The following is a 22,802-nucleotide window of genomic DNA, read 5'->3' as shown; positions in this document are numbered from 1 at the left end:
TGTCTTACCCGTTTTTTCAACCGTTATTTTCTTCTTTGGGCTTTGCCATGACTGAAAGGATAATCCTTTGTCTGCGGAACTTTCCGCCCGTTTCCGCCACTGCCATCGCACGGCCATCCGCAAAAGCCGGATAGCTGATTGCTCTGTCCGTTTACCGTAACCGGACGAAAAGCACCTCGCCAACCCGCACAACACATTGTCGTGGTGTACCCTTCTTTCTAATCCGATAAATCGGCAAAAGAAGAATCCCCCACGCCAAAGAGTTGTCTTTCCACCCCGCATTACCAACCTGCTTTTCTTTTCCTTTCCGGAAACGGAGTTTTCCGGTTTTCATAACAAATACAATCTACTTGTACCGATAAGTAATTTATCATTCATTCAATTTACTGAAAGGTTGAATTTTCCCCCTTAGGGCTGATTGGGAAAACATTGACGAAGGTAGGCGGGGGCGAAAGCAAATCCGCAAAAAATGCCAAATCTCCACCCTGCGGGTAGTATTTACCATTTTTTCAGATAATTGCAATTCTCCCTTTCCGCTCTTGATTATTGTCAATGTTCTTCCCAATCAGCCAAAGGGAAAAAATTTGGTTGGGGCGGCAAGCGATGATAACAAAAACAAGTAGTAACAATTTAATTTTTTGAGTTATGGCAGCAGATTTTTCAGAAGCAGCAATTTATGTAGGCACATACGCCAAGTACAATGCAGGTTCACTTTTCGGCAAATGGTTCAATCTCTCCGATTTTGCCGACAAAGACGAATTTATGGAAGCGTGCAAGGAACTACACAAAGACGAGGAAGACCCCGAATTTATGTTTCAAGACCGGGAAAACATACCCGAAGAACTCGTTAGCGAAAGTTGGATTTCAGAGATATTCTTCGAGCTACGGGACAAAGTGGAAGATATGGACTCAACCGTACAAGAAGCCTTTTCCGCTTGGTTGGATTACGAAAGCAGGGATTTAAGCAAAGCCGATGCGGACGACCTTGTAAAAAAATTCAATGATGAATATATCGGGCAATATGACGAGGAAGAAGATTATGCCCGTGAAGTAATAGAACAATGTTACGAACTACCCGATTTTGCTCTGAATTATTTCGATTACGCAGCTTTCGCCCGTGACTTGTTCAATGACGGTTACAAGTTCCTTGACGGTTTTGTATTCTGTGCCTAAATACTAACAAGGGCGGAGCAATCCGCCCATAACACCCGATAAAATGAAAACGATACTCATATACAAACTGATATACCGCCTAATCCTTTGGTCTGTGGTGATTTACTTTTTCACCACCACCGTAGGGCAGTTTTTCGCCTTATTCTTTGCCGTACTCCTGTTTTACTTCGTGGCACGGTTTATTCTCGCCCTTGTTTGGCGGTTGTTTGTGGGTATCGTCTTCGTTCTGATAATCATTCTTTTAATATTCTGAATTATGGAAGGAAAGAAATTCAAGCACAGATTTTTGTCATATCTCACCTGTGAAATTGTGGCGGAAACCCGCAAAGGGTACAAGGTTTTAGAAACCCAAGTTTTGGGCGGACGGAAGAAGCCCAAGACAAAGACCGCCTATTATTTCAACGTTGATTTTGACAAACAGCGTGGCGTATGGGAAGAAATAACCAAGTAATAACAATCTAAAATATACCAATATGGAAACAAAGAAATTGACTGAAAACGGAATATCAACAACCAAAGGTTTGGGAGAGGAAAAGTATATAAAATGCTGTTTAGGAGCGTTCAGAGGAAAAATATACTACCAATATGACTACCGACACTTAAACGGTGAGTTGTTTTCAACATTGCGTCCCACATTGGAGCAATGCCGGAAAGAGCGTGACGAATGGCTGAAAAAAAGTACCGTTGCTTTTTCGGGACACCGTGCCAATCGGATAGCCAAATTCACGACCGACCGCCAACGTTTTTTTATAAACGTGGCACATACCACGTGGGCAGCGATAGAGGAATTTTGCATAAAGAAAGGTTATCACACCTTTTTGTCGGGAATGGCTGACGGCTTCGACATCATTGCAGCCGAAGAAGTTTTAAGGCTCAAAAAGGAATACCCGTACATCCGTCTAAAATGCGTTATTCCGTTCAAAGGGCAGGCAGACCGATACCCCGAAGCCTACAAACAGCGTTATAACAACATTTTGGCGCAAGCCGATGAAGTGGTAACCCTATCCGAAAACTATTTTGAAGGCTGTTTTTTGTGCCGTAACGACTACCTTTTAAATAACTCCGCTTTCCTTATGGTCTATTACGATGCACTCGCCCCCGTTGGCGGAACATATTACACGCTGAAAAATGCGGTAGAACGGAAAATGAATTTTGTAAACGTATGCTATAACCGCAAATAAGGCTCACAAGGGCGGAGCAGTCCGCCCGCTACTTTCTTTCGGTGAGCCGAAGCGGTGAAAGAAAGATAGCAAAGAAACCATTTTATCAAACAGAATTTTAATCAACTAAAAAATAACAGAATTATGAAAGCAACAACAGTAAATCAATCAGCAGCAGAGAAAAACATCACATTGGTATCATTGGCAAACATTCAGCCGAGCAGTTTCAATCCTCGTAAATATTTCAGCGAATCCGCCCTGTATGAACTGGCGGAAAGCATCAGACAGCAGGGAGTTTTGCAGCCTATCACCGTGCGCCCGATAGCCGACACAGACCGTTACGAGATTGTTTTCGGTGAACGCAGATACCGTGCATCCGTCATTGCGGAAATGGAACAGATACCCGTCATTGTTTCGGAACTGACGGACGATGCAGCCGAAGATGCAGCCATAGCAGAAAACTTGCAGCGTGAGGACGTGACACCCATCGAGGAAGCCAACGCCTACCAACGCATGATTGAAACGGGAAGGCACACCGTAGCAACATTGGCGGTACGTTTCGGCAAGAACGAGAACTATATCCGTACCCGTTTGAAATTCACCGCCCTAATCCCCGAAATAGCTGAATTATTGGAAACGGACGAAATCACTATCAGTGTAGCAGCCGAAATCTGCCGTTACGGGGAAGATATACAGCGTGAAGTGTACGAGAAACATTTGCAGGACGGGAACAACTACAACAGTTGGCGGGGACTGAAAGCTGCCGATGTAGCCAAACGGATAGAGAGCAACTATACCACCGATTTACGGTATTACTCCTTTGACAAGACCGAGTGTGCAACGTGTGCCCACAACACGAACAACCTGCTTTTGTTTGCCGATGGCGGCTGCGGACATTGCGCCAACCGTACTTGTCTGGCTGAAATGAACGCATCTTTCCTCATGGAGAGAGCCGTCCAAATCATACGGCAACAGCCCAAGGTTTCCCTTTGCCGTGACCGTTACAGCACCAACGAAACAGTGATAGAGCGGTTAATCGCTTTAGGGTACGAGGTTGAAAGTCTTGAAAAACACACCGCTTTTCCCACAAGTCCCAACGAACCCAAAGAGGAAAATTTCAACAATCCCGAACGTTACGAGGAAGCCCGCACCCGTTACGAGCAGCAATGGGCGGACTACATGGAGAAAGAGGAAGAAATCACAGGGCGGAGCGAAGCGGGAGAAATCACCGTTTACGCCAAGATAGGGAAACAGGAGATTACTTTCTGTTATGTGGAGAACGTAACCGAAGCGGACGGAACGTCCACCGAAGCCACCCTTTCACCCGTTCAGAAGTTGGAGAAGCAGGACGAGCGTAACAAGGAGATAGCCGTAGAAAGAACGGTTGAAGATACCAAACGGCAGATAATGGAAGCCGACATAACGGGCGGCAAGTTCGGAGCGGACGAGGAAAAGATGCTTTATTTCTTCATGCTCTCCAATTTGCGGAGCGAACATTTTGCAGCCGTGGGTATCACCGAAGAAGGGAAACACTACCTCACGAACGAGGACAAAATGAATATCGTGGAAAATCTCACCGTCAGGATAAAGACCATTATCCGCAGGGATTATCTGATAGCCAATTTCCGAAGCGCATACGGCAACAATACCGAAGCATCCCTTTTGCTCGACTTCGCCCGTAAGCACATGCCCGAAGAACTTTCAGCCATCGAAAGCGGATATAACGAAGTGTACGAGAAACGACACCAGCGCATCGAGGAACGCAAAGCCGTTCTTTTGGTACAGGAAAAGACGAAGGCAAAAGGGCATGAAATCACCCAAGCCGAAGAACAACCGCAACCCGAAGGGATTGCAGCCTAACCAAACAGAAAGCAAGGGCGGAGAAATCCGCCCGCCACTTTCTTTCTACTCTTTTGTTTCATCGCCGGAAGTTCGGGACGGGTAGCGATCCGCCCGGACTTCTTTTTTTACCGCCCTTTGTTCTTTACCGGATATTTTGCCGGACTTCTTTCTTTCGTGAGCCGTAGCGGAAAAGACAAGAAGCAAAGAAACCACTTTTTCAACCGGATTTTTCCACTACTTTCTTCGTGACGCTGTGACGGGAAAGCAAAGTAGCAAAGAACCAACTTTATTTAAGTGCAATTATATCGTTCACCTCGTTTTCTACTCCTTGTTCTTTATACTGTGAACTAATATTGAACTGAATAATTTCACGCTCTTTTTTCCAATGAATTATAGCATGAAAAGCTATCGTTACTTGTACCTTAGTTTCATCATCACTAATTTCCCATTCATCTTTTAAAGACTTATTTTCTGGCAAACTCAAATCAATTATAGAAGTGTACAAATTTATATTTTCATTTATTAATTGTAGATGTTCTTTCTTTATATCCTCTAAATTAGGTTTTTTATAGCTTATATAAGGCAAATAGCTTTTTTTCAAAACGAACAACACATTTCTAATATTAGATGTAGAATGTAATTTGCAATAATATGTTTCAAAATTCTCTTTTAATAGATTGTCTATTGGAATATCTATATTAATTGCGATTATAATTATATCATCAATATTTATACTGTTCATACTCCTTTCTATACCTTTTACTATGTTATTTGAATTTAAAAGATAGCTTCTTGTTCTTGCCATAATAAATGAATTAGGAATATAGCGTTTTATCACTTCTCTTGCCAAATGACCAGCAAAAACAGAATCATAATTCAAATGTGGTATATCATTATCTACAAAAGCTGACTTTTCAAAAAGTATTTGTGAACCAGATATTGCAGTTTTTATCTCATTATCTATTTCTTTATCTTCTTCATTAATAAATATTTTGTCATATTCTTTAAACGCATTGCTTACAATTTTATTAGTCGTATCGTTGAATATCTTTATCTTATCTTTTGACAAAGGAGTATTTTTCTTTAATTTGTTAATTTCTAAATCAATAGTATTAGTCAGTCCCTCTATGAATTTATAAACCGATTCCTTTTTTATTAATTCTCTATAACCTAATTGCTCTAACAACTCTGAATTATATGTTATTTCCAAGAAGTAATGTTCAAACGTAGGCAGCAACTCTTTTAATTGTAATAATTCATATATCTTATCAGAGAAACGAGGTAGTGAAGTGAAATCTTGATAAGTATAACTTTTATTGAGTGAAAACTGTCGTATAAACAAAATTACTACATATTTACATATCCAACTATTCACTTGACGTCTTATTCCCAAGTTATCAAGTTCTGGGAAATAATATTTCATATCCATAGGTGGATTATTCCTTAAATCATCATAGAATATTTGAAACCACCTAAAAACCTCAGTCATTGTTTGAGGTAACAGCGGGTATGAAGCAGGCATACTTTGTGAATATGTAAGAATATATTTTAAAGTATTATACTGTTTCCCATACAATAAAAGTCCACCTAAAGCATAATGAAATTCTAAAAAACGGTCTCTTTCCTTTTCTCTTTCCTCTCTTTCTTTAGTGTTGGTTATTTGCCAATCAGTATTATATATCGGATCTATTTTTTCCAGTTTATAAGTAAAATATTGAAAAGAGTTAGCCCAAAACAGTTTGACTAATCGAGGGTTTGTATATATGTTATAAATATTCAACCATAGTTGAGTGTATGTAGCCTCTGATATTTTAATTTGTTCAAAATCATCTCCTAATAACCATATTCCACTAACAGCACGATGCTCAATAGCTAAAAGTTTAGGATTTTGTTTGTTACTTAAATCCCTATTTAATTTATATATCATTGTATATAAATCAATAGGATAAACTAAATCTTGTGTTTTATCATGTTCTTTGCGAATAGCAGTAAATAACTCGTGATAAAAATTCAATAAGGTTTCTTGTAAATGTTCATCTTGTTTTTCTATTGTATAATAAGTAAAATCGTTTATGGCTTTCAAACAATATAAATTTACCTCTGAATCTTTATCTGTATTTGAATATTTATTAATTATATGTTTTAAGATAGTAGTAGCTTTTCCGTTAAATAACAACACCTTATTTAACCATATAAAAAAGATAGTAGTCAAACAAGAAGTCGATAGTAACACCAATATATCCGCAGAATTATTAATAATCCAATTATCCCAGCCGAACAGTGGTTCCATTCTGAAAACCAAAAAGACTAAAATTAGGATATTCAAATATAGCATAAATTGAAAAGTTGATACCTTCTTACTTCCCAAATTAATTTCATTTTGCGGGAATTCTGTATTGAATACATTTGATAAATAATCCGAAGAATATTTATCTCCAATATTGGAAATCTTATCAATTATAATAGGATAAGCGATACCAAGAATAGCAGTATCTATAGCAATACATATTTCAGCAATATTCTCTAAACTCATTTATACTAATATTTTAAATTACGCAAAATTACTCATTCAATTTTATAAACTGGTTATTTATTACCGAGAAAATCAGTTGTGTACAAAAATAGCCTGTTAGATTATTTTCTGACAAGCTAATTTTTGTTATTGCCATTCATCCAGCCACCACATCCGCAATCCTCTTTTCCGTTCTTTCTGCCGGATAGTCGAGAAAGAAAAGTCCTGTTTCCCCTTATCCTATATCATTTTTATTGTTCTTTTTCTGCTTCCTTATCATAGCGATATACGTTCTTCCCGATTTTCAGGCTTATTTTTTTTAGATTGCCATATTCATCCAATCGTATCACCAAGTCGCCCGGTTGTGAACAATCATCACCGAAAGACGAATTGAAAAACTCGACAATCTCTTTGGGGTTAAAATCCAAGCAGGTATTTTTCCTTCTGTACCGCCATTCCAGCCGAATATATTTAGGGCAGACTTGCATCTTATAATCACAATCGGGAGTTTTACTTTGGGACGTATTATCATATTCTCCATTACAGAGAACCAACTCCATATTATGCAACTTATCATCCGGCGATTCCGTTTCAACCACGATACGGTAATTATACCGGATATGGCTGTTATCAAAAAAGAGTGTGTCCGGCAGTCCGTTCGTTTCCTGATTTTCCCAGACCTTATTCCGAACTCTTTCCTTATCACATTTATAATGTATACCATTACAATCCATCTTGTATCCCAACAGAGCTTCCCAATCTTCTTTTCCCTTGAATGAACATAGCTCAGTACGCCGTCCCCCATGTATATCACTGCGCAGCCATATTTTAACAATTCCGAATGGAGCACACCCAATGACCAAGCCGTCATAATGCTGCTCTTCATTCCATCCATTCAACCATCCCTGATGATACAACTTATTTAATTTTTCTACGGGTAAATCAGCTTCTACATGATATACTTTATCTTCCACATAAGACAAATAACTTATATCAATATGTGCGGGAAGCGAATCGCCTGGAATATATGTTATTTCGCCCTCTTTTCCCCATGCGTCACCTTCTACCGCTATCATTTTATGCCCCTTTCTGCCAAACCTGTATGCCTCACCGTTTGATAGAGTTATTTTGCAGTCACTAACGGTAACAGGATAAAGGCGAGGACTATTTATTTCCACTAACAGATAATCAGAGATAGGTCGTACTTTTTTATTCAAGCTGGCAAAAACAAAGATGGCTACCCACAGTAGTATCAGCCCGGCATTGATACAAGCCGATAGTAAAATGCTTCCTTTCAAAAGGAACTTTGCAATCAGCACGCTAACCACATAAACCGCCACAATAACCAAAACTGTATAAAATAATGTGCTGAAAGCTTGCTTCATGCCTTGACTCATCGCATCACCTGACATTTTTGCAGAACCTTGCTCAATAGCCCATCCCACCGCTCCAAGGTAAGCGAAAAAAGTCAGTAGATAAAGAAGAATATGCAAGATTATTTTCATTTTAGTTTGATTTTGTTCTTATTATTCTTCCCTAATTGCAACTGAATACCAAGTGAAACGCTCAAATCGTTTGCCCATGAACGGGATTTCATGACTTCTGTTACAGGGGGTAAATCTTGCAAGGTAGTTGTATAGGTCGCTTTGCAGGATTGCAAAGGGCAACGGTAGTTAATATCAAGGATGAAACTACATAAATTTGATGTGCGGTAACCTATGGAAGCCCCGGTGTTAAAGAACATGGGTGACCTGTTTATTTCGAGTTGATAAACCTTTCCGTCAGCACTTTTCGTCTTATTTGAATTGCCTGCACTCGTCCAGCCTATTCCGGCTCTCGGCATGATCTGCCATTTCCTTTTTTCTACAACGTAAGTGATTCCTGTGCTAAGTGATGGTTTTATCTTGCTTAGTCCGGGGAATAGCTTGTCGATGACTGCACCTGCAATATTTTCACCCGAATTGTCTGTTTGTATGTTGAAAAAGCTGACACCCAAATCTAAATATGCACACCAATGACGGAACAACGGAACATTCATTCGCCAGTCAAACTGCGTGGCAACATCCGCCCGTGAGCCAAACCATTCAGCATAATCACTTCCCCCGGTATTGAAATTTGAACCAATCGAAAATGACATCATAAAGGGCAGCCGTGAAGATTCCACTTTTTGCTTTTCTTTTGAGGTCTGATTGGTTTCTTGTGCAGTTATCGGCAGTATGCTGATAATTAAAAAGACCATTACTGCAAGTTGTCGCTTGAATATAGGTGACAAACTCTTTATTTTCACTTGTGTATTGCCATAAGTCGCAAATGCCCTTATAGGCATAATTAAAAATGTTTTAATATTCATAATCCTGTATTTTATTATTTCCTTTTCATTGATAGTACCAAAGATACTCCGCCACCCCTAAACTCCCTTTTCGTTTTCAGTCCGTTCTTTTTCGGTAATCGACCATATTAGGATATTTAACGGCTTCATCTGGCATCTTTTGCCAAATATAAGATAAGATTTTTATAAAACACAGTATTTACTGTATTTTTCATTGTTACCCATACAAAAAAGCATCCCGAAGGATGCTTTCTCACTATTTTGTATTGTCGGCTCATATCACATCCGCAATCCTCTTTTCCGTTCCTGCCGGATAGCCGAGAAAGAAAACTCCTGTTTCTCCTTGTCGAACTTCACCGCCTTGTCTTTCTGTACCCCGTCCGGCATTTCCATCCGGCGCACGTTCAGCGGCTTCCCGTTGTAGAAGTCCGTCATCTGTTGGTATGTGAACTTTTCCCCTGTCCGTGCTTCCATCATTTTGCAGAGCGAATACACGTTGCACCCGTTTTTCACGCTTTCCGGTATCAAGTCCGGACGTTTGGCTGTTTCTTGGGGATAGAGTTTTGCTGCCAGCAGGCAGATTTCCGGTGAACGCTCCGCTTTCGGAAGCAGGGCGAATGACATCCAGCTATGTTCCGCACATTTCCGGTACAACCCTTCCGTTTTCAGTTCCGCACGTACTTTTTCGCCCGCAAGGGCTTCCGTACCTGCTTCCTTTACCGCCTTTTCAGCCCGTTCCACGGTTTGCAGATGGGCAGGCAGCACACCCAAACACCGTCCGTCCTGTTCGATGGCATAGTCCGCTATCCGGCTGTCAATAACTCCCGGTGCAAGGGCACTCAATACTTCCGGCAGTTCAACATCGCCGCACCCGTTATTCGCCTTGATATATTCCAGACAAATATCCGGGAACGGCACATAGTGCAACAGTTCCAAGTTTTCATAAGCCAAATCTGCACTGTTATCAAGTGCAAGACGGCACATTTCCGGCGTTTTCACCTCTTCCGGCACGTGTGCCAGTTCCCAGCCGTCTTGCCGGACGGCAGTCATGCACTTCTCACTCGTGCGTTCAAATCGGCACAATCTTTCCAGAGAATAATCCCCGTTCTCCGTTTCGTCCTGATACCTTCCCGCTCTATGGCTATATTCCCGGACTATTTCACTCAACCTGCGGATAGGAAGCTCTGTTTTTGAACTGATACCCAGCGGTATCAGTTCTTCATCACTTTTCAGCAACATATTGCCGTTGTGTATCGTCCCGTGCCAAACCAGCCAAAGCGGAGTTACGGACAAGGCTTGCGGAGTAAACCCTTGAAAGTCCTGCTTTTCCCCGTCTGTAAATCCCATCCGTTTAAATTCCTCTTTCGCCTGTTCGCACCCCATATCTATATTAAGAAGATACACCCCCGGAACTGTATTCTCTCTCATTGTTTACCTTTTTAGTCATTCTTCCGAATTGTCATTATTGAAACTTAGCTCCAGTTCCACCGTCTGCCCGAACGAATCTTCCACCCACACCTTCAAACTGCTCTGATCGTCCGACTGCGAAGTAAAATACAGCCGGAACATTTCTTTCTCCAGCGGGTAGCGGTCATTCGGCAACAGCACCGTGCCATCATCCAGTTTAAGCGTGCCTTTCCCGTCATACAGGAACCAGCGTATCGTGTACTCCGTATCTTCCCAACGTCCATCCCGTTTGAGTTCACAGCGGATTTCCGCCGTTTCGTTCACCTTCTGTTTTTTCGGGACGGGCATCATCTCCACCGTGAACGGGTATCTCGTCTGAATATCCAACTGGCTATTACAGGCACACACAAGCACGAGGGCGGCCACTATGTAGCAACCCACGAGCATTTGATAAATTATCTTCTTCATATACATTATTTATTATAGTAGTCATCGAATCATAAACCTAATTCCCACGCCGACCTGCGAGTGGAATTTTCCACAATCACCCCCGAACAGCATCCTTTGCCGTCCGTTTACCAGCAAGACAATCTTATCCGTCAGGTATGCGGACAATTCCAGCGTCAGTGCACCCCCGTAAATAAAATTATCCCCATCAGTCAGCCGTGAACCGTCCGGCATCATCTGTTCGCCCCAGTTCACCGTTTCATATCCGGCAAGGGCGGACAATCCCAGTGCCGCAAAAAATGTCTTCTTCCTGTCCGAAAGGAAGTTCAGGTAATACCCGCCTTCCCCCGTAAACTGGCTGACCGGATAAAGGCAGCCCCGGTAGTCATACCGCTTTTCCAGATACTCCGCACCGACCACCCAATGATGGGCGTTCTTCATGTAAGTGCTTACCGCTATCCCGGCATGGTAACCGAAACCGTTACCGTTTTTCCAGCGCAGATCGTCCGAAAGTCCGCCCGTGAACTGTATTCCCCTCATTCCGGGCAGGCATCTTTGGGCGTGTGCCTGGTTAAAATGCAGGCACACCCCGAAGAGCATGATAATCAACAATACCTTTTTCATATCCTTTATTTGATTTTCAGTTCGTTAATCACTTTTGCCGCCACAAGGTCGGTGTTCTCCACCCGTATCGTCTGATGCCTGCCGCCGTTCTTCTCGAACAGTTCAATCACCAGAATCTTATCGTCCGGTATGGTGAATTGCGGAACGACGTACACCGTGCGCACATTGCTTTTCCCGTTCGTTACCAGTACCTCGTTATAGCTGCGTACCGGATCTATCGCCCGTTCCTGAATGGCGGTGCGCTTCGGCACTTTCTTATCCACAATCTTGAACTTGATAAAGTCCGTGTTGAAAGCCACGTTCGACCTGTTCCTCGTTTCCGTGTGGAAATAGAACAGCCCGTTATGCGAGTGGATGGATTTCAAAAGGAATTGCACCCCGAAGCGTTTACAACCCAGATGCTTGATTTCCCGCTTGTCCGCCTTATAGATGCTCTGCATAATCAGCTTCACCAGCAACGGGCTTTCGTTGCCCAGTTCACGGAAATAGATATTCATGCGGGTATGCGAAAAGTCTGTTGTGTCCTCATTCTCTAAAAAGTCCTTCATTTCGATGTTCAGCATTTCCGGCTCATGCGCATATTTGGCGTTGAAACTGTAAAAACTACCATCCTCACAAATCACCGAGAAATTCGTTTCCCCCGGAAACCCTTCGGTCGTAGCCTTCACCCGGATTACGTTCTCCGCCCCGTCCGCTTTTCCGGCAATAATCCAGTTACTACCCAAGTCCACGTACTTCACCGCTGACGGGAATATAATATGCACTGTCTTGGCAAACGTCACCTGTACCCCGAACGGAGTAACCATCTGCCGATACGGTAACTTTTGCGTGATCCCTTGATACAGGTCGTTTCCGGCAACCGTCCGTACCGTGTCATTCACTTGTGCGTTCACACACATTACTGCGCCCATAACGAGGGCAACCAATCCCAAAATCTTTTTCATTGTCTTTTCTTTTTAATCATTGTTATTTTCACATTCCAAGCCTGCATAGCATCCAATCCGCATGGCATCCCGACCTCATTTTCGCAGCGTGAAGCGAACGACCGTAGTGTAGCGTCAAAAAGAAAAAGCTGTTTGAGCGTAGCGAGTTCTTTTTCTTTAGCGAAACGCAGGAAGAGAGTAGCGTAGAAAATGCAGTCTTAATTTTTTCTTTTTGGTATCTTTTTCTTTTGTATCAAGACAAAAGAAAAAGTACTACTCTTTGGCATAAAGCATCAATTCATATCCCGCTTTCAGATGCACCTTCACCGTCCGGAACTTCTTCGCAAGATACTGGCTGCCGCCCTGCATCACACCCCTTGTCAAGTCCATAGCGATCTGCTGTCCGGCACTCTGCGCGAACGAAATGCTTGTCCCCAGTCCGCCGCCGATATTCGCAAGGGCTTCCTTTGCCGCTTCCTGTTCCAGCGACGAAGGAACGGACAAGCCTTTCTGCCCGTCACTGTCATACACCGCCAGTTCCACGGGCAGCAAGTTCCCCCGGTATTCGATGGACGACACCACAATATCCAACCGTTCCCCCTGTACCTTTCCCGTACCCGAAACAAGGGTATTCTGCGGAATCACAAGGTTTCCCGCTTGCAGCGGTTCGAGCAGCCGGAGCTTCACCGTCTGTCCGTCCATAATCGTCTGGTCTTGGTGGATGCACGCCCGTATCGTATTCTTTCCCATAGCGTACCCGCTGCCGACCGCCGTATTGAACCCGTAGTTTCTCGGCTGGCTGTACGCCCGCATGAACTCCGCATCGCTCATCGGCTGTTGCAGCCCCGACACCGTTTGTTGCCGTGCCGCCTGTACCGCAATGGCGGGCTTTCCCGTCCCTTGCCCGGTACTCTGTCCGGTAACGGGAACTTGCACGATTGCGCCGCTTTGTCCTGCCTGCCCGTTCTGCCCCATGTACTTGGCGGCAAGCTCGTAACTCTTTTCCATCAGGGCGACCTGCTCGTCTATGCCGCCCGCCTGTCCCTGCTGCGCATCCAGCCGGGCGGTCAGTTCTTCCACCTGACGTTTCAGTTCTTCCTTTTCGGCATCCACCTTCGGCGTTTCGTAGAACGTGCCGAGTTGTCGGTTGATGTCCCGGTAGGCAACCGCCGAAGAGTTCACACCCTTTCCCCGTGTAGAACCCGAATAATCCCTGAACGGCTCCCGTTCCGGCTCGCTGTCCGGCAGTTCCATTTCCACCTCGTCCGTTCCGTTGTCAGCCGCAAAAGCGAAGTCCTGCAACGAGCGCACCTTGTCCGCCTGTTTCTTTTCTACCTGCGCCTGCTCGTAGGCTTTCCGCTTGTCACCGATAATCCCGTCATTCTCCGGCAGTGGAATATCGGCGTTGAACGCTCCGACCGTTTCCCCGCCTTCGTCCTTCTTGTCCGAAGGTGCGAAGATCAGCCACATACTACCCAAAAACAGCAACCCCATCAACGGGTACACCAACAGCTTTTTCCGCTGCTGCATCTGTTTCGGCGTCAGTTCTCTGGCGGCTTTCTTGTCCTTTCCGCCGCCTTTTTTCCCTTTGTCCCCTTTCCCCGTGTCCGGGGCTGCGGCATCCGTCACCGTTACGTGCTGCGTTACCGTTTCTTTTTCCTGATTCTGTTCTTCCATGATTTACTGGTTGTTAAAAGGATTGATTATACTGTCATTCTTTAGCCGGATGGGATCGATATGCTCTATTCCCAGTTCCCGACCGTCACTTTTGCCGATGTTGTAAATGGCTGCGACGGTCATGTACACCGACAACCCGCCGAACACCACGAACATCACAAGGATAACCACCACCCGCTGATCCGGCGTGATACGCCCGCACAGGCGGCGGAGCTTTACGTCCGCCCAGTCCTGTATTTCAGCAATGACCTTCGCCATAAATTTTCCGACCATGCCGTTAGCGTTTGATGGTTTGCAAGTCCTTGTTCTCGGTAATCTCGAAGCCCTCGATGATGAACCCCTGCGGGTTGTTGTCACTCCTGACGGCATCCAACAACCGGCAGCGGGTGACAAGGCTTCTTTCCGTCACCGAGCTTTCCCGTAGGATGATCTGGCGGGCGAACGTCCGCACGTTGTACGGGTACTTGTCAAAGTCACACCGCACGCTGTCAATCTGTACCATCTGGTTGATGTTCCCCGAAATCACCCGGTTATAATACCCCTTTTCCGAGAGGTCTTTGTAGTAGTTAAATGCGCTCTTGTCCGCCAGCATCAGCGAGCGTTTGATATTGCCCTCGATAGCCGACTTGTCCGGCGAGAGCGTGAAAAACAGCTCGTGAAACCTGCGCACGTGTTCCCGTGCTTCCACCGGGCGGTTCTGCTGCACGTCCTGCGAGAGTGCCAGCATCAGCGACTTCCCGTTATCCAGCACATAAATCTTCTGCCGTTGCGCTTCGGCAAAGCTGTACGACTTCCAGAGCGCAAAGCCCGTCACCACCGCACACAGGCAGATGAACACCAGCGCAAACAGACGTATCTGCCTGAAACTCGTTTCGATATTCTTCAAACTTTTAAATTCCATTTCCTTTCTTGATTTTTTAGTTACTTGATAAGTTTTCCGGCAACATTCCCCACGGCAGCACCCGCCCCGGCAGCGGCAACATTCCCCGCTTTGGAGGCAGTCGTGTTCATCGCACGGTTCGCGCCGCTTACGCCGCCCGCCATGATGATCCAGTTCGCAACGGTCGGTATCGTGAAGTACCCGAATATCCCGATAATCAGGAATACCATGTACACCGTATTACTGCTGTCCGGTATAAAGGTGGGATCGCTCATCGCCTCTATGTCCTTGGTGAGCATCAACACCTGAATCCTTGCCAGCACCGAGCTGAACAGGTCGCTCACGGGCAGCCACATATAGACGGAGATATACCGGGTGATCCACTGCGTCAGGGTGCTTTGGAATCCATCATAGACGCTTATCGCAAAGGCGATAGGCCCTAAGATGGAGAGGACGATCAGAAAGAACGTCCGTATCGTGTCTATCACCAGCCCGGCGGACTGGAACAACAGTTCCAAGAGTTCCTGAAACCACCTGCGTATATTCTGTTTCATCCGGTATTCCGCCCGGTCTATGTACATCCCGCCCATCGTAATCAGGTCGCCCGCCGACCATCCGAGTTCATCCAGTTTCTTGTCGAACTCTTCCTTATCCACAAGGTACGCCGTTTCCGGATTCCGCTTGTTCGCCTCATATTCCAGCTTGTCCTTCTGTTCCCGGTACTTGTTCATGTCGAAGGTCTGTGTTTCCAGCATCCCGTGGCAGCCTTTCACCACGGGGGAGAGAACCGTGTTAATCGTACCCAGTACGAAGGTCGGGAAGAACATGATACACAGCCCGATGACGAAGGGACGCAGCAGCGGGTACACGTCGATAGGTTCGGCACGGGCAAGGGCTTGCCACACTTTGGCGGCAACATAGAACAGCGCACCCAACCCGGCTATCCCTTTGGCTACGCCCGTCAAATTCGAGCATAGCGGCATCATTTCCTGATACAGCGTGTGCAATATCTGATGCAGGTTTTCAAAGTCTATTGATAATAACATCATCTTACCTTATTTATATATATGTATAGGAATCCGTTCTCACCAATAGCGTTCGTCCGCCGAGCCGTACAGTGCCATCACCCGGTCGGTGTCCTTTTTCTTTTTCGCCCGCAGGTAACTCACCGAGATATTTTTGTTCGTGTAGTACTGCACCAGATTACGGTATTCCAGTAACCGCTTATAGCTCTGGTCGATGATTGCCAGCCGCTCCGCATCCGATAGCGACATTCCGGTGATATTCACCACGTTTTTCAAATCCTGCAATATGTCCGCACTCTCGCTTAGCAACTTTGCGTACCCGAAGGAGATAGTACTCAATTCATCCGGCGTATAGTTCGGATCGCCTAACATCTTCTGATAGTTCCGCACATAGATTTCCGAAATATCCGCCACCATCTCGATGCTCTTCTTCACCTTCACGCCGCCCTTTATCACGTCGTGTACATCCTTTAGCGCATCATAATATTTTTTACCTTGCTCAAACACTTTGGCGGTTTCTTTAAAACCGTCCAATGTATTTTTCGCCGTTGTAGAGGTCTGCGCAATCTGTTTGACGGTATTGATAATCCCTTGCGCCAAGTTCCCCGGATCGCTCACGACCCACTGTGCGTTAGCCGTACCCGCTGCCAGCAGGCACGCCAACCCCATGACTATTGCTTTTATCTGTTTCATGTTCTTACTTGTTTAATTGATGGTTACTCCGTTTATATTCCCCGCCGGGCGACAGGTGTATGCGGTCTTTCTCCTTGTCGTAGGTCAGCATTACCGCCAGCCCCGTTTCGATAAAGAGGTAGCCGTCCGTTTCCCGTATCAGATACGTTTCCGTCCGGGTACTTCCCGCATGGCTTTTCTTTATCACCGTTACCCGGTATTGCCCGTTCTCTTCCGAAAGGGTGAAGGGCGGCTTATTGCCCGTGCTTACCCAGTCGCCCCGCATCTTTTCCAGCCGTCCGGTGTTCGTCTCCTTGCAGGAAATGACGAACGCCAATGCCACCGTCACCGCCGACAGCAGCAGGATTAAATTCAATCGTTTCATACTGATTTCGTTTTTTTAATTGATTATTCATTCATACAGCCAATCATACAGCCGTTTGTACGTTTAGCCGTTTAGTCATTCAGCCAGCCAAACGTTTGATCGTTTAGCCAACCGTCCGGCTGTTCAACCGTTCAGCCGATTAGCCAGCCGTCTGATGGCAAGCTCCAAGTCGCCGCCCAATTCTTCCGCAAGGTTGAACACTTCCGTTTTCTCGCTCTCTTCGGTGGTGTATGTCAGGTATTCGGCGGGCGAAACTTCCGTTGCATACACCGCCGACTGCACCCCGTTCAGTCCGATCCAGACCTCTTTGTATTTTCGTCCGGGATGGTTGGCAAGGTTGATGGATAGTATCTGCGCTTTCTCCTTCTCCGTCAGTCCGAGCATCGCCTGTATGCCGTCAAACTTGTTCATGTACTTTTTCTGGTCTAAAAGGATTTTGCAGTCCGAGTTATTGATGATACTTTCCTTCACCACGGGGGACGAGATTATATCATCGACTTCCTGCGTGACGACAATCGCCTCACCGAAATACTTCCTGACCGTTTTGTACATATATTTTAAATAATTTGCCATATTCTCCGTGGTAAGTGCCTTCCACGCTTCTTCCACAATCAGGAGCTTGCGAATCCCTTTCAACCGCCGCATCTTGTTGATAAAGGCTTCCATGATGATGATTACCACCACCGGGAAAAGTTCGGCATTATCCTTTATACTGTCAATTTCAAATACTATGAACCGTTTGTGCAGCAGGTCGATATTCTCACGGGAGTTCAGCAGGAAGTCGAAGCGTCCGCCCTTGTAATACTGCCGTAGCGTAGTCAGGAAGTTGTCAATATTGAAATCTTCCCGGCTTACCTTGATGTCCCTTTTCTCCAGTTCCGCCCGGTAATCATTCAGCATATACTCGTAGAAGGTATCGAAGCACGGCACGATACTGCGGTCTTGCTGTATCTTCTTGATATACGCCGATACCGCACTTCCCAACTCGCCGCTTTCCGTTTTCGTGATCTTGTCGTCCTCGCTCTTCCAAAGGGTGAGCAACAGCGTTTTTATGCTGTCCTTTTTCTCCACGTTGAACTTGTAATCGTCTGTAAAGAAAGGATTGAAACTGATCGGCTTCTCTTCCGAGTACGTGTAATAAATCCCGTCAGCCCCCTTTGTTTTCCGGTGTATCATTTCGCACAGACCTTGATACGAGTTTCCCGTATCGACCAGTACGATATGGCTGTTCTGTTCGTAATATTGCCTGACTAAATGGTTCATAAAGAACGATTTCCCGCTACCACTCGGCCCCAAGACGAACTTGTTGCGATTGGTAATCACCCCCTTCTTCATCGGCAAGTCCGAAATATCCAGATGCAGCGGTCTGCCCGTCACCCGATCCACCATCTTGATACCGAAGGGCGAGAGCGAACTCTTGTAATTCGTTTCTTCCGTGAAGAAGCACAGGGCTTGCGGGATGAATGTGTAGAAACTTTCCTCGAAAGGAAAATCCCCCTCGTTTCCCGGTATGCCCGCCCAAAAAAGCGTAGGCACGTCCACGGTGTTATACCGTGGCTTGCACTCCATAAGGGCGAGCTGGCTGCCCACGTCATTCTTGATGTGTTTCAGTTCTTCCCGGTTGTCCGACCATGCCATCACGTTACAGTGGCAGCGTACCGAAACCAGCCCCTTGCTGTGCGCTTCGTTCAGGTATTCCTCTATCCAAGCCTTGTTGATCTGGTTGGAACGGGAGTAACGGGATAGCGACTGCATATTCCTTGCGGTCTGCTCGAACCGTTTCAGGTTCTCCGCATGGTCGTCAATAAAGATGTACTGGTTGTAACAATGGTTACACGTCAGCAGCACGCCCACCGGGGCGGCGAACGACAAACGGCAATCGCTCCGGTCGGTGGATAACCGTTCATAGCGGCTATCCGTACCCACGTTACCCGGCAGATCCTCTACGTCCGAAAGGGTATGCAGGCAGAGAAAGTCGTCGCCTATCCGCATCTCTTCGGGGTTCAGCGAAATATCCTTTAGAACAGTGGTATCGTTTTGCGAAAGGGCGAAATATTTCTCCACAATGCCCGCCGTCGTTTCCGTCCCGACAATCTCGTCCGCCCGCAGGCGGCGGAGCGTGATAAACCCGCTGTCGTTCATGATCCGCTCGAACTGTCCGACCGCTTCGAGGAACTTCGTTACCGTTTCCTTGTCCTCGATCTCCTTCGGGATAATCTTGCCTTTGCACAGCGTGCTGAACGTGCTCTCCTGACGGCTGCGCATCTTCGTGGTCTTGGTAAGGAACAGGTAGCAGAAGTGATTCAGGAACGGGCGTTCGTTAAAGTGCCTCTCAAAGCTCCGGCTTAGAAAACTAAGTTCGTCCTTGTCAATCTCCGGCTGGTACTTCTCTTCGATGAAGAAGTCCTGTTTATGCACGATAGAGAAGTCCGGCAATACCTTCACCGCCTTGTGCCATGCCGAATGTATCGCCTCGTACTCGTTACTGGTAACGGTGAACAGTTCCGGCAGTTCCACCTTGAAGGCTACCGTCACGTCCGCATCTTTTGACACGATGCAACCGTTCTCCACGGCAAGCAGCGGAAACTTGCTTTCCAGCGTTGCCGCTTTCATTACATTTCTCATTCTTTCTTGTTTTTGGTAAATAATCGGGGAATTTTCAGGCGGTTCAATACATACCTCGGATGCCGTTTGCGGGCGGCAGCTTTCATCAGCCCGTGCGTGCCGTATTTGGCATTGAGCCGGAACGTCAGCCATACCAGCAGCGTAGCCGCAGTCACACCGAAGCCGATACATACCCACTGGTTCACGCCCGTCATGTACAGGATAACGAACACCACGAACACGGCAAGCAACCCGGCGGCGAACACGAAAAGATACTGGCTTTCCAAGCCCTTGAACTCCACGTTCCTGCCAATCCCCTTGTTAATTTCAAAGTTCATAACCCGCTTGTTTACAGGAAGAAAGAGCGCAGGATAGTAGCGGCGACAATCAGGAAAATACAGGCTCCGAACCAGCTCGCCGCCGTCTTCGACGTATCGGGATCACCGCTGCTGAACTTCCCGTACACCTTTACCCCACCAATCAATCCCACCACCGCACCGATGGCATAAATCAATTTCGTGCCGGGATCGAAATACGAAGTCACCATCTGCGTGGCTTCCGTGATACCCGCTTGTCCGTTACCTTGTGCCATCGCACCAGCGGCAGCCATTACACAGGCTGCCATTAAAAAGAATCTCTTTTTTGTCATTGTCTTTTAAGATTAAATTAAACATTACTATTATTCATCAGTCGGGCGACACGCTGCCGTGCCCCTTCAAATTCATCCAGCATCTCGTCCCACACGTCCGATCCCATCACGGCGGGCAGCACCTCACGGGCTTGCTGTTTCTCCTGCTCGTCCGCATCGTCCGTGGCGATAACTTTGTGTACCATCTTCAAGTCCTCGAAAGTGTACCCGGTGGCAAAGTCGGGGTTGCTGTCGGGATAGTATGCCCCCAGTTCTTCTTCCTCTTCCAACTCTTCCGGCGTGGGTACATATCCCTCTTCTTCCGGCTCGTCCTCTTCCGGTTCTACCTCGATGTCGGAGTAGTCCGCATCCTCGTCCGCAGCGGATTCTTCCGCCTGTTCCGTGCCGTTACCCGCAGCCTTTTCCGGAGTACCTTCCGGCGTTCCGGGTACGAAATTATCCGTTTTATCCGCTTGATTTTCAGTGTGTCCCCGCTTGTCTTCCGGCTCGTAGGTTTGTCTTTTCCGGTAGGTGCTTTTCCCGATAACCGTGTACGGTTCGCCCGGCTTTTCCGCTTCTTCGTCCGGTTCGTCCGTCCTTTCTTCGGCATCCGTTTTTCCCAGCAGTCCAGCCATGTCGGTGCGGTAATATTTCCACAGCACGCAGAGATAGTACAGCAGCAGTACGGAGAATATCAGTTTCAATATCATGTTCCTTTCTCCTTTCCGCTTTAGAAGAGTTTTTCCATCTTTCCGGCGTATGCCGCTTCGATTTCTTCCCGGTACTGCTCGAAGTGTTGCGCCAGCACGTTGTCTATGTAGGCGGATAGCGACACCTTGCCGCCTGTCAGCATCATGGAGATTTTGGCGATCCGTTCGTGGTATTCACGCCGCACATACACGGGCTTTCCGTAACGGGCGGGTATATCCATCCCTTTGAGGAAGGTCGTGTCATAGTCCGCCGCCTGCTTCACCTTGCGCCGCTTGCCGTCAGCCGTTTTTCCATCCGGCACTTTCCCGTCAGCCACCTTCCCGGCAACCCTGTTTTCCATTGGCACGGCAGTTTCCCCTTTTTCTGTTTCCTGTTCCGGTTCTTCCGCCTCTTCTTCTGTTTCCGGCGCATCACCGTTGCCTTGCGGCTTTTCCGTTTCCCCCGCCATCATCCGCATAAGCAGTTCTTCGTCGATGGGCTTATCTGTTTGCTGTTTCTTCATAGCCTGATAGTTTGAGGATGGATATTATTTCATGTGCCAGTTCGGGGATTCCGCTGCCCGCAACCATCCGCTTGTCGGGAGCGAACAGCGTGGAGCGGAACACCGTCCGGTTTTCCGCATCCAGTTCCTTGCGGAAGCGTTTCGTGTCCGGTATCTGGGTAGTGAGCATCGGCAGCCCCATTCCGGCGATTACTTTTTCATACCGTCCGTACAGTTCGCTCTTTTCCCGTTTATCGACCAGATTCCAGAAGAGGTAAAGCCCTTTCAGTCGGCTTGTTTCCTTTCCTAACATCATCCGCTGCAACACGTCCAAGAAAGCGAGCGTGCTTTCCAGTACCGTTTGGTCGGCACTCACCGGAGCGAAGATGTAATCCATTTGCGCAATGGTGCGCAATATGCCCGACGAGTTCACCGTACCGGGCAGGTCGAAGAACAGCAGGTCATAGTTTCCACTGCCCGCCAGTTCCGCCGCCATGTCCGGCGCACGTTCCACCCGGCACTTCTGTACCGGATAGGCGGCACGTCCCAGCTCACGCATCTGCTCGTATGCCATCCGTTTCAGGTACTCGTTTTCCAGTACCGCCCGGCTGTCCCGTTCCCGCATCTCATACAGGCTGTGTTGCGGAAAGTCGCAGTCGATCACCGCCAGCGGACACCCGCAGTTGTAGTGCAGGTAACTCGCCACCAGCACCGTGATAGCCGTTTTCCCGCTACCGCCCTTTTGTGTGGCGAAAGCCACGTTCAAAGTCTGTTTATCCATATCGTCAATCAATTAGTTATTCATTCGGTTGCCTAAGCAATCGGTTATCTGTTCATTCAATCAATCGGTCATTCAATCGGTCAGCCGTGCAGCCAGCCATTTATTCATTCGTCTAACCATCCGACCGTTCATCCGGCTGTTTAGCCGTTTAACCGTTTAGCTGTTTAGCCATTCATCCGGCTAACCGTTTAGCCGTTCGTCCATCCGTTCGTCCGGCAAAATCATCATCCGTCCGGCTGTTCATCCAGTCAATCATCCACTCGTTTGGGCATCCGTTTTCCCATCCGGTTGAACAGCCGTTTTACCGCTTCCACGGCGCAAAGGAATATCAAAATATCGGTAGATTATCCGTCTGATTATCAGCGTGTCGCACCTTGTCTTTCCACCCGTAGGTTTGTCGCATCCGGGCATAATGACCGGACGGAAAAAGGGCTGTTACTTTGCAGCGTTGAACCAAAATTCAGAGAAGATGAACAAGAACAGTAACCGCCCGAAGGACTGCCCCGGCAGTCACCAACAGACAAGGGCATCTCCAATCTGT

At 46.7% G+C, this 22,802-nt stretch carries 26 protein-coding genes; 5 read left to right on the top strand and 21 right to left on the bottom strand.

All coding sequences use genetic code 11. The annotated features are described in order from the left end of the window. Nucleotides 1-151: 151 nt before the first annotated feature. On the bottom strand, nt 152-334 hold the full coding sequence (locus A4V03_RS21000) for a hypothetical protein (RefSeq protein ID WP_065538522.1): 183 nt from the start codon (nt 332-334) through the stop codon (nt 152-154). Between the two features lie 311 nt (nt 335-645). On the opposite strand from A4V03_RS21000, the gene A4V03_RS07820 reads away from it, so the two are divergent. The 5 genes from A4V03_RS07820 to A4V03_RS07800 all read left to right on the top strand — a co-directional run bounded on the left by A4V03_RS07820 (nt 646) and on the right by A4V03_RS07800 (nt 4,193). Next, nucleotides 646-1,173: an antirestriction protein ArdA gene (locus A4V03_RS07820; protein ID WP_065538521.1), complete on the top strand. Its 528-nt coding sequence runs from the start codon at nt 646-648 to the stop codon at nt 1,171-1,173. 43 nt (nt 1,174-1,216) lie between these two features. Next, entirely contained in the window at nt 1,217-1,426 is a 210-nt protein-coding gene (locus tag A4V03_RS07815) for a hypothetical protein (RefSeq protein ID WP_071807648.1), read from the top strand. 3 nt (nt 1,427-1,429) lie between these two features. Further along, nucleotides 1,430-1,624 (top strand): hypothetical protein, encoded by a 195-nt coding sequence (locus A4V03_RS07810; protein ID WP_065538520.1) that lies wholly within the window; start codon nt 1,430-1,432, stop codon nt 1,622-1,624. A 22-nt stretch (nt 1,625-1,646) separates the two neighbouring features. Beyond that, complete coding sequence (locus tag A4V03_RS07805) at nt 1,647-2,354, top strand: SLOG family protein (protein WP_071807646.1); 708 nt, start codon at nt 1,647-1,649, stop codon at nt 2,352-2,354. Between the two features lie 123 nt (nt 2,355-2,477). Continuing rightward, a complete protein-coding gene (locus A4V03_RS07800; protein ID WP_065538519.1) occupies nt 2,478-4,193 on the top strand; it encodes a ParB/RepB/Spo0J family partition protein in 1,716 nt (571 codons plus the stop codon). A 268-nt stretch (nt 4,194-4,461) separates the two neighbouring features. Here the strand turns inward: A4V03_RS07800 and A4V03_RS07795 are convergent, their stop codons facing one another. From A4V03_RS07795 to A4V03_RS20995, 20 genes are all read right to left on the bottom strand, one after another. Then, nucleotides 4,462-6,708, bottom strand: coding sequence for a hypothetical protein (locus A4V03_RS07795; RefSeq protein WP_065538518.1), 2,247 nt, complete (start codon nt 6,706-6,708; stop codon nt 4,462-4,464). A gap of 230 nt (nt 6,709-6,938) precedes the next feature. Beyond that, nucleotides 6,939-8,192, bottom strand: coding sequence for a DUF2931 family protein (locus tag A4V03_RS07790; protein ID WP_065538517.1), 1,254 nt, complete (start codon nt 8,190-8,192; stop codon nt 6,939-6,941). Then, entirely contained in the window at nt 8,189-9,037 is an 849-nt protein-coding gene (locus A4V03_RS07785; protein WP_121765805.1) for a hypothetical protein, read from the bottom strand. Before A4V03_RS07785 ends, A4V03_RS07790 begins: the two co-directional genes overlap by 4 nt. A 258-nt stretch (nt 9,038-9,295) precedes the next feature. Further along, a complete protein-coding gene (locus tag A4V03_RS07780) occupies nt 9,296-10,444 on the bottom strand; it encodes a hypothetical protein (RefSeq protein ID WP_225550380.1) in 1,149 nt (382 codons plus the stop codon). Between the two features lie 15 nt (nt 10,445-10,459). Further along, nucleotides 10,460-10,891, bottom strand: a complete 432-nt coding sequence (locus tag A4V03_RS07775) for a DUF3872 domain-containing protein (RefSeq protein ID WP_065540345.1) — start codon at nt 10,889-10,891, stop codon at nt 10,460-10,462. 21 nt (nt 10,892-10,912) lie between these two features. Next, entirely contained in the window at nt 10,913-11,494 is a 582-nt protein-coding gene (locus A4V03_RS07770) for a conjugal transfer protein TraO (protein WP_065538515.1), read from the bottom strand. 5 nt (nt 11,495-11,499) lie between these two features. Further along, entirely contained in the window at nt 11,500-12,438 is a 939-nt protein-coding gene (gene traN / locus A4V03_RS07765; RefSeq protein ID WP_065538514.1) for a conjugative transposon protein TraN, read from the bottom strand. Between the two features lie 252 nt (nt 12,439-12,690). Next, nucleotides 12,691-14,094, bottom strand: a complete 1,404-nt coding sequence (gene traM / locus A4V03_RS07760) for a conjugative transposon protein TraM (RefSeq protein ID WP_171032137.1) — start codon at nt 14,092-14,094, stop codon at nt 12,691-12,693. A 3-nt stretch (nt 14,095-14,097) separates the two neighbouring features. Continuing rightward, on the bottom strand, nt 14,098-14,367 hold the full coding sequence (locus A4V03_RS07755; RefSeq protein ID WP_057098560.1) for a TraL conjugative transposon family protein: 270 nt from the start codon (nt 14,365-14,367) through the stop codon (nt 14,098-14,100). 4 nt (nt 14,368-14,371) lie between these two features. After that, complete coding sequence (gene traK, locus A4V03_RS07750) at nt 14,372-14,995, bottom strand: conjugative transposon protein TraK (protein WP_009131536.1); 624 nt, start codon at nt 14,993-14,995, stop codon at nt 14,372-14,374. Between the two features lie 20 nt (nt 14,996-15,015). Beyond that, a complete protein-coding gene (gene traJ / locus A4V03_RS07745) occupies nt 15,016-16,020 on the bottom strand; it encodes a conjugative transposon protein TraJ (protein ID WP_065540343.1) in 1,005 nt (334 codons plus the stop codon). 39 nt (nt 16,021-16,059) lie between these two features. Beyond that, on the bottom strand, nt 16,060-16,692 hold the full coding sequence (locus tag A4V03_RS07740; RefSeq protein WP_065538513.1) for a DUF4141 domain-containing protein: 633 nt from the start codon (nt 16,690-16,692) through the stop codon (nt 16,060-16,062). A gap of 4 nt (nt 16,693-16,696) precedes the next feature. Further along, entirely contained in the window at nt 16,697-17,056 is a 360-nt protein-coding gene (locus A4V03_RS07735; RefSeq protein ID WP_057098557.1) for a DUF3876 domain-containing protein, read from the bottom strand. 123 nt (nt 17,057-17,179) lie between these two features. Next, nucleotides 17,180-19,681 (bottom strand): TraG family conjugative transposon ATPase, encoded by a 2,502-nt coding sequence (locus A4V03_RS07730; protein ID WP_065538512.1) that lies wholly within the window; start codon nt 19,679-19,681, stop codon nt 17,180-17,182. Further along, nucleotides 19,678-19,998, bottom strand: a complete 321-nt coding sequence (locus A4V03_RS07725; RefSeq protein WP_065538511.1) for a DUF4133 domain-containing protein — start codon at nt 19,996-19,998, stop codon at nt 19,678-19,680. Before A4V03_RS07725 ends, A4V03_RS07730 begins: the two co-directional genes overlap by 4 nt. An 11-nt stretch (nt 19,999-20,009) precedes the next feature. Then, the gene (locus A4V03_RS07720; RefSeq protein WP_009131530.1) at nt 20,010-20,309 is read right to left on the bottom strand and encodes a DUF4134 domain-containing protein; all 300 of its coding nucleotides are present in this window, start codon (nt 20,307-20,309) and stop codon (nt 20,010-20,012) included. Nucleotides 20,310-20,326: 17 nt separating this feature from the next. Then, a complete protein-coding gene (locus A4V03_RS07715; RefSeq protein WP_065538510.1) occupies nt 20,327-20,998 on the bottom strand; it encodes a hypothetical protein in 672 nt (223 codons plus the stop codon). Between the two features lie 20 nt (nt 20,999-21,018). Continuing rightward, on the bottom strand, nt 21,019-21,501 hold the full coding sequence (locus A4V03_RS07710) for a DUF3408 domain-containing protein (RefSeq protein WP_065538509.1): 483 nt from the start codon (nt 21,499-21,501) through the stop codon (nt 21,019-21,021). Beyond that, nucleotides 21,479-22,261 carry a ParA family protein gene (locus A4V03_RS07705; RefSeq protein ID WP_065540342.1) on the bottom strand — a complete coding sequence of 261 codons (783 nt, stop codon included), beginning with the start codon at nt 22,259-22,261 and terminating at the stop codon, nt 21,479-21,481. The genes A4V03_RS07710 and A4V03_RS07705 overlap by 23 nt, the downstream gene beginning before the upstream one ends. Nucleotides 22,262-22,513: 252 nt before the next feature. After that, nucleotides 22,514-22,672, bottom strand: a complete 159-nt coding sequence (locus tag A4V03_RS20995; RefSeq protein ID WP_167371339.1) for a hypothetical protein — start codon at nt 22,670-22,672, stop codon at nt 22,514-22,516. Nucleotides 22,673-22,802 lie beyond the last annotated feature (130 nt).

The sequence above is a fragment of the Bacteroides caecimuris genome, from assembly GCF_001688725.2.
Classification (GTDB): Bacteria; Bacteroidota; Bacteroidia; order Bacteroidales; family Bacteroidaceae; genus Bacteroides; species Bacteroides caecimuris.
Note: the sequence above shows the minus strand (reverse complement) of the source record. Positions and strands in the feature narration are given on the sequence as shown.

What these genes read in the sequence shown, in the direction of transcription:
- A4V03_RS21000 (WP_065538522.1), bottom strand. Translation starts at nt 334, where the DNA reads ATGAAAACCGGAAAACTCCGTTTCCGGAAAGGAAAAGAAAAGCAGGTT.
- A4V03_RS07820 (WP_065538521.1), top strand. Translation starts at nt 646, where the DNA reads ATGGCAGCAGATTTTTCAGAAGCAGCAATTTATGTAGGCACATACGCC.
- A4V03_RS07815 (WP_071807648.1), top strand. Translation starts at nt 1,217, where the DNA reads ATGAAAACGATACTCATATACAAACTGATATACCGCCTAATCCTTTGG.
- A4V03_RS07810 (WP_065538520.1), top strand. Translation starts at nt 1,430, where the DNA reads ATGGAAGGAAAGAAATTCAAGCACAGATTTTTGTCATATCTCACCTGT.
- A4V03_RS07805 (WP_071807646.1), top strand. Translation starts at nt 1,647, where the DNA reads ATGGAAACAAAGAAATTGACTGAAAACGGAATATCAACAACCAAAGGT.
- A4V03_RS07800 (WP_065538519.1), top strand. Translation starts at nt 2,478, where the DNA reads ATGAAAGCAACAACAGTAAATCAATCAGCAGCAGAGAAAAACATCACA.
- A4V03_RS07795 (WP_065538518.1), bottom strand. Translation starts at nt 6,708, where the DNA reads ATGAGTTTAGAGAATATTGCTGAAATATGTATTGCTATAGATACTGCT.
- A4V03_RS07790 (WP_065538517.1), bottom strand. Translation starts at nt 8,192, where the DNA reads ATGAAAATAATCTTGCATATTCTTCTTTATCTACTGACTTTTTTCGCT.
- A4V03_RS07785 (WP_121765805.1), bottom strand. Translation starts at nt 9,037, where the DNA reads ATGAATATTAAAACATTTTTAATTATGCCTATAAGGGCATTTGCGACT.
- A4V03_RS07780 (WP_225550380.1), bottom strand. Translation starts at nt 10,444, where the DNA reads ATGAGAGAGAATACAGTTCCGGGGGTGTATCTTCTTAATATAGATATG.
- A4V03_RS07775 (WP_065540345.1), bottom strand. Translation starts at nt 10,891, where the DNA reads ATGAAGAAGATAATTTATCAAATGCTCGTGGGTTGCTACATAGTGGCC.
- A4V03_RS07770 (WP_065538515.1), bottom strand. Translation starts at nt 11,494, where the DNA reads ATGAAAAAGGTATTGTTGATTATCATGCTCTTCGGGGTGTGCCTGCAT.
- traN (WP_065538514.1), bottom strand. Translation starts at nt 12,438, where the DNA reads ATGAAAAAGATTTTGGGATTGGTTGCCCTCGTTATGGGCGCAGTAATG.
- traM (WP_171032137.1), bottom strand. Translation starts at nt 14,094, where the DNA reads ATGGAAGAACAGAATCAGGAAAAAGAAACGGTAACGCAGCACGTAACG.
- A4V03_RS07755 (WP_057098560.1), bottom strand. Translation starts at nt 14,367, where the DNA reads ATGGTCGGAAAATTTATGGCGAAGGTCATTGCTGAAATACAGGACTGG.
- traK (WP_009131536.1), bottom strand. Translation starts at nt 14,995, where the DNA reads ATGGAATTTAAAAGTTTGAAGAATATCGAAACGAGTTTCAGGCAGATA.
- traJ (WP_065540343.1), bottom strand. Translation starts at nt 16,020, where the DNA reads ATGTTATTATCAATAGACTTTGAAAACCTGCATCAGATATTGCACACG.
- A4V03_RS07740 (WP_065538513.1), bottom strand. Translation starts at nt 16,692, where the DNA reads ATGAAACAGATAAAAGCAATAGTCATGGGGTTGGCGTGCCTGCTGGCA.
- A4V03_RS07735 (WP_057098557.1), bottom strand. Translation starts at nt 17,056, where the DNA reads ATGAAACGATTGAATTTAATCCTGCTGCTGTCGGCGGTGACGGTGGCA.
- A4V03_RS07730 (WP_065538512.1), bottom strand. Translation starts at nt 19,681, where the DNA reads ATGAGAAATGTAATGAAAGCGGCAACGCTGGAAAGCAAGTTTCCGCTG.
- A4V03_RS07725 (WP_065538511.1), bottom strand. Translation starts at nt 19,998, where the DNA reads ATGAACTTTGAAATTAACAAGGGGATTGGCAGGAACGTGGAGTTCAAG.
- A4V03_RS07720 (WP_009131530.1), bottom strand. Translation starts at nt 20,309, where the DNA reads ATGACAAAAAAGAGATTCTTTTTAATGGCAGCCTGTGTAATGGCTGCC.
- A4V03_RS07715 (WP_065538510.1), bottom strand. Translation starts at nt 20,998, where the DNA reads ATGATATTGAAACTGATATTCTCCGTACTGCTGCTGTACTATCTCTGC.
- A4V03_RS07710 (WP_065538509.1), bottom strand. Translation starts at nt 21,501, where the DNA reads ATGAAGAAACAGCAAACAGATAAGCCCATCGACGAAGAACTGCTTATG.
- A4V03_RS07705 (WP_065540342.1), bottom strand. Translation starts at nt 22,261, where the DNA reads ATGGATAAACAGACTTTGAACGTGGCTTTCGCCACACAAAAGGGCGGT.
- A4V03_RS20995 (WP_167371339.1), bottom strand. Translation starts at nt 22,672, where the DNA reads ATGCCCGGATGCGACAAACCTACGGGTGGAAAGACAAGGTGCGACACG.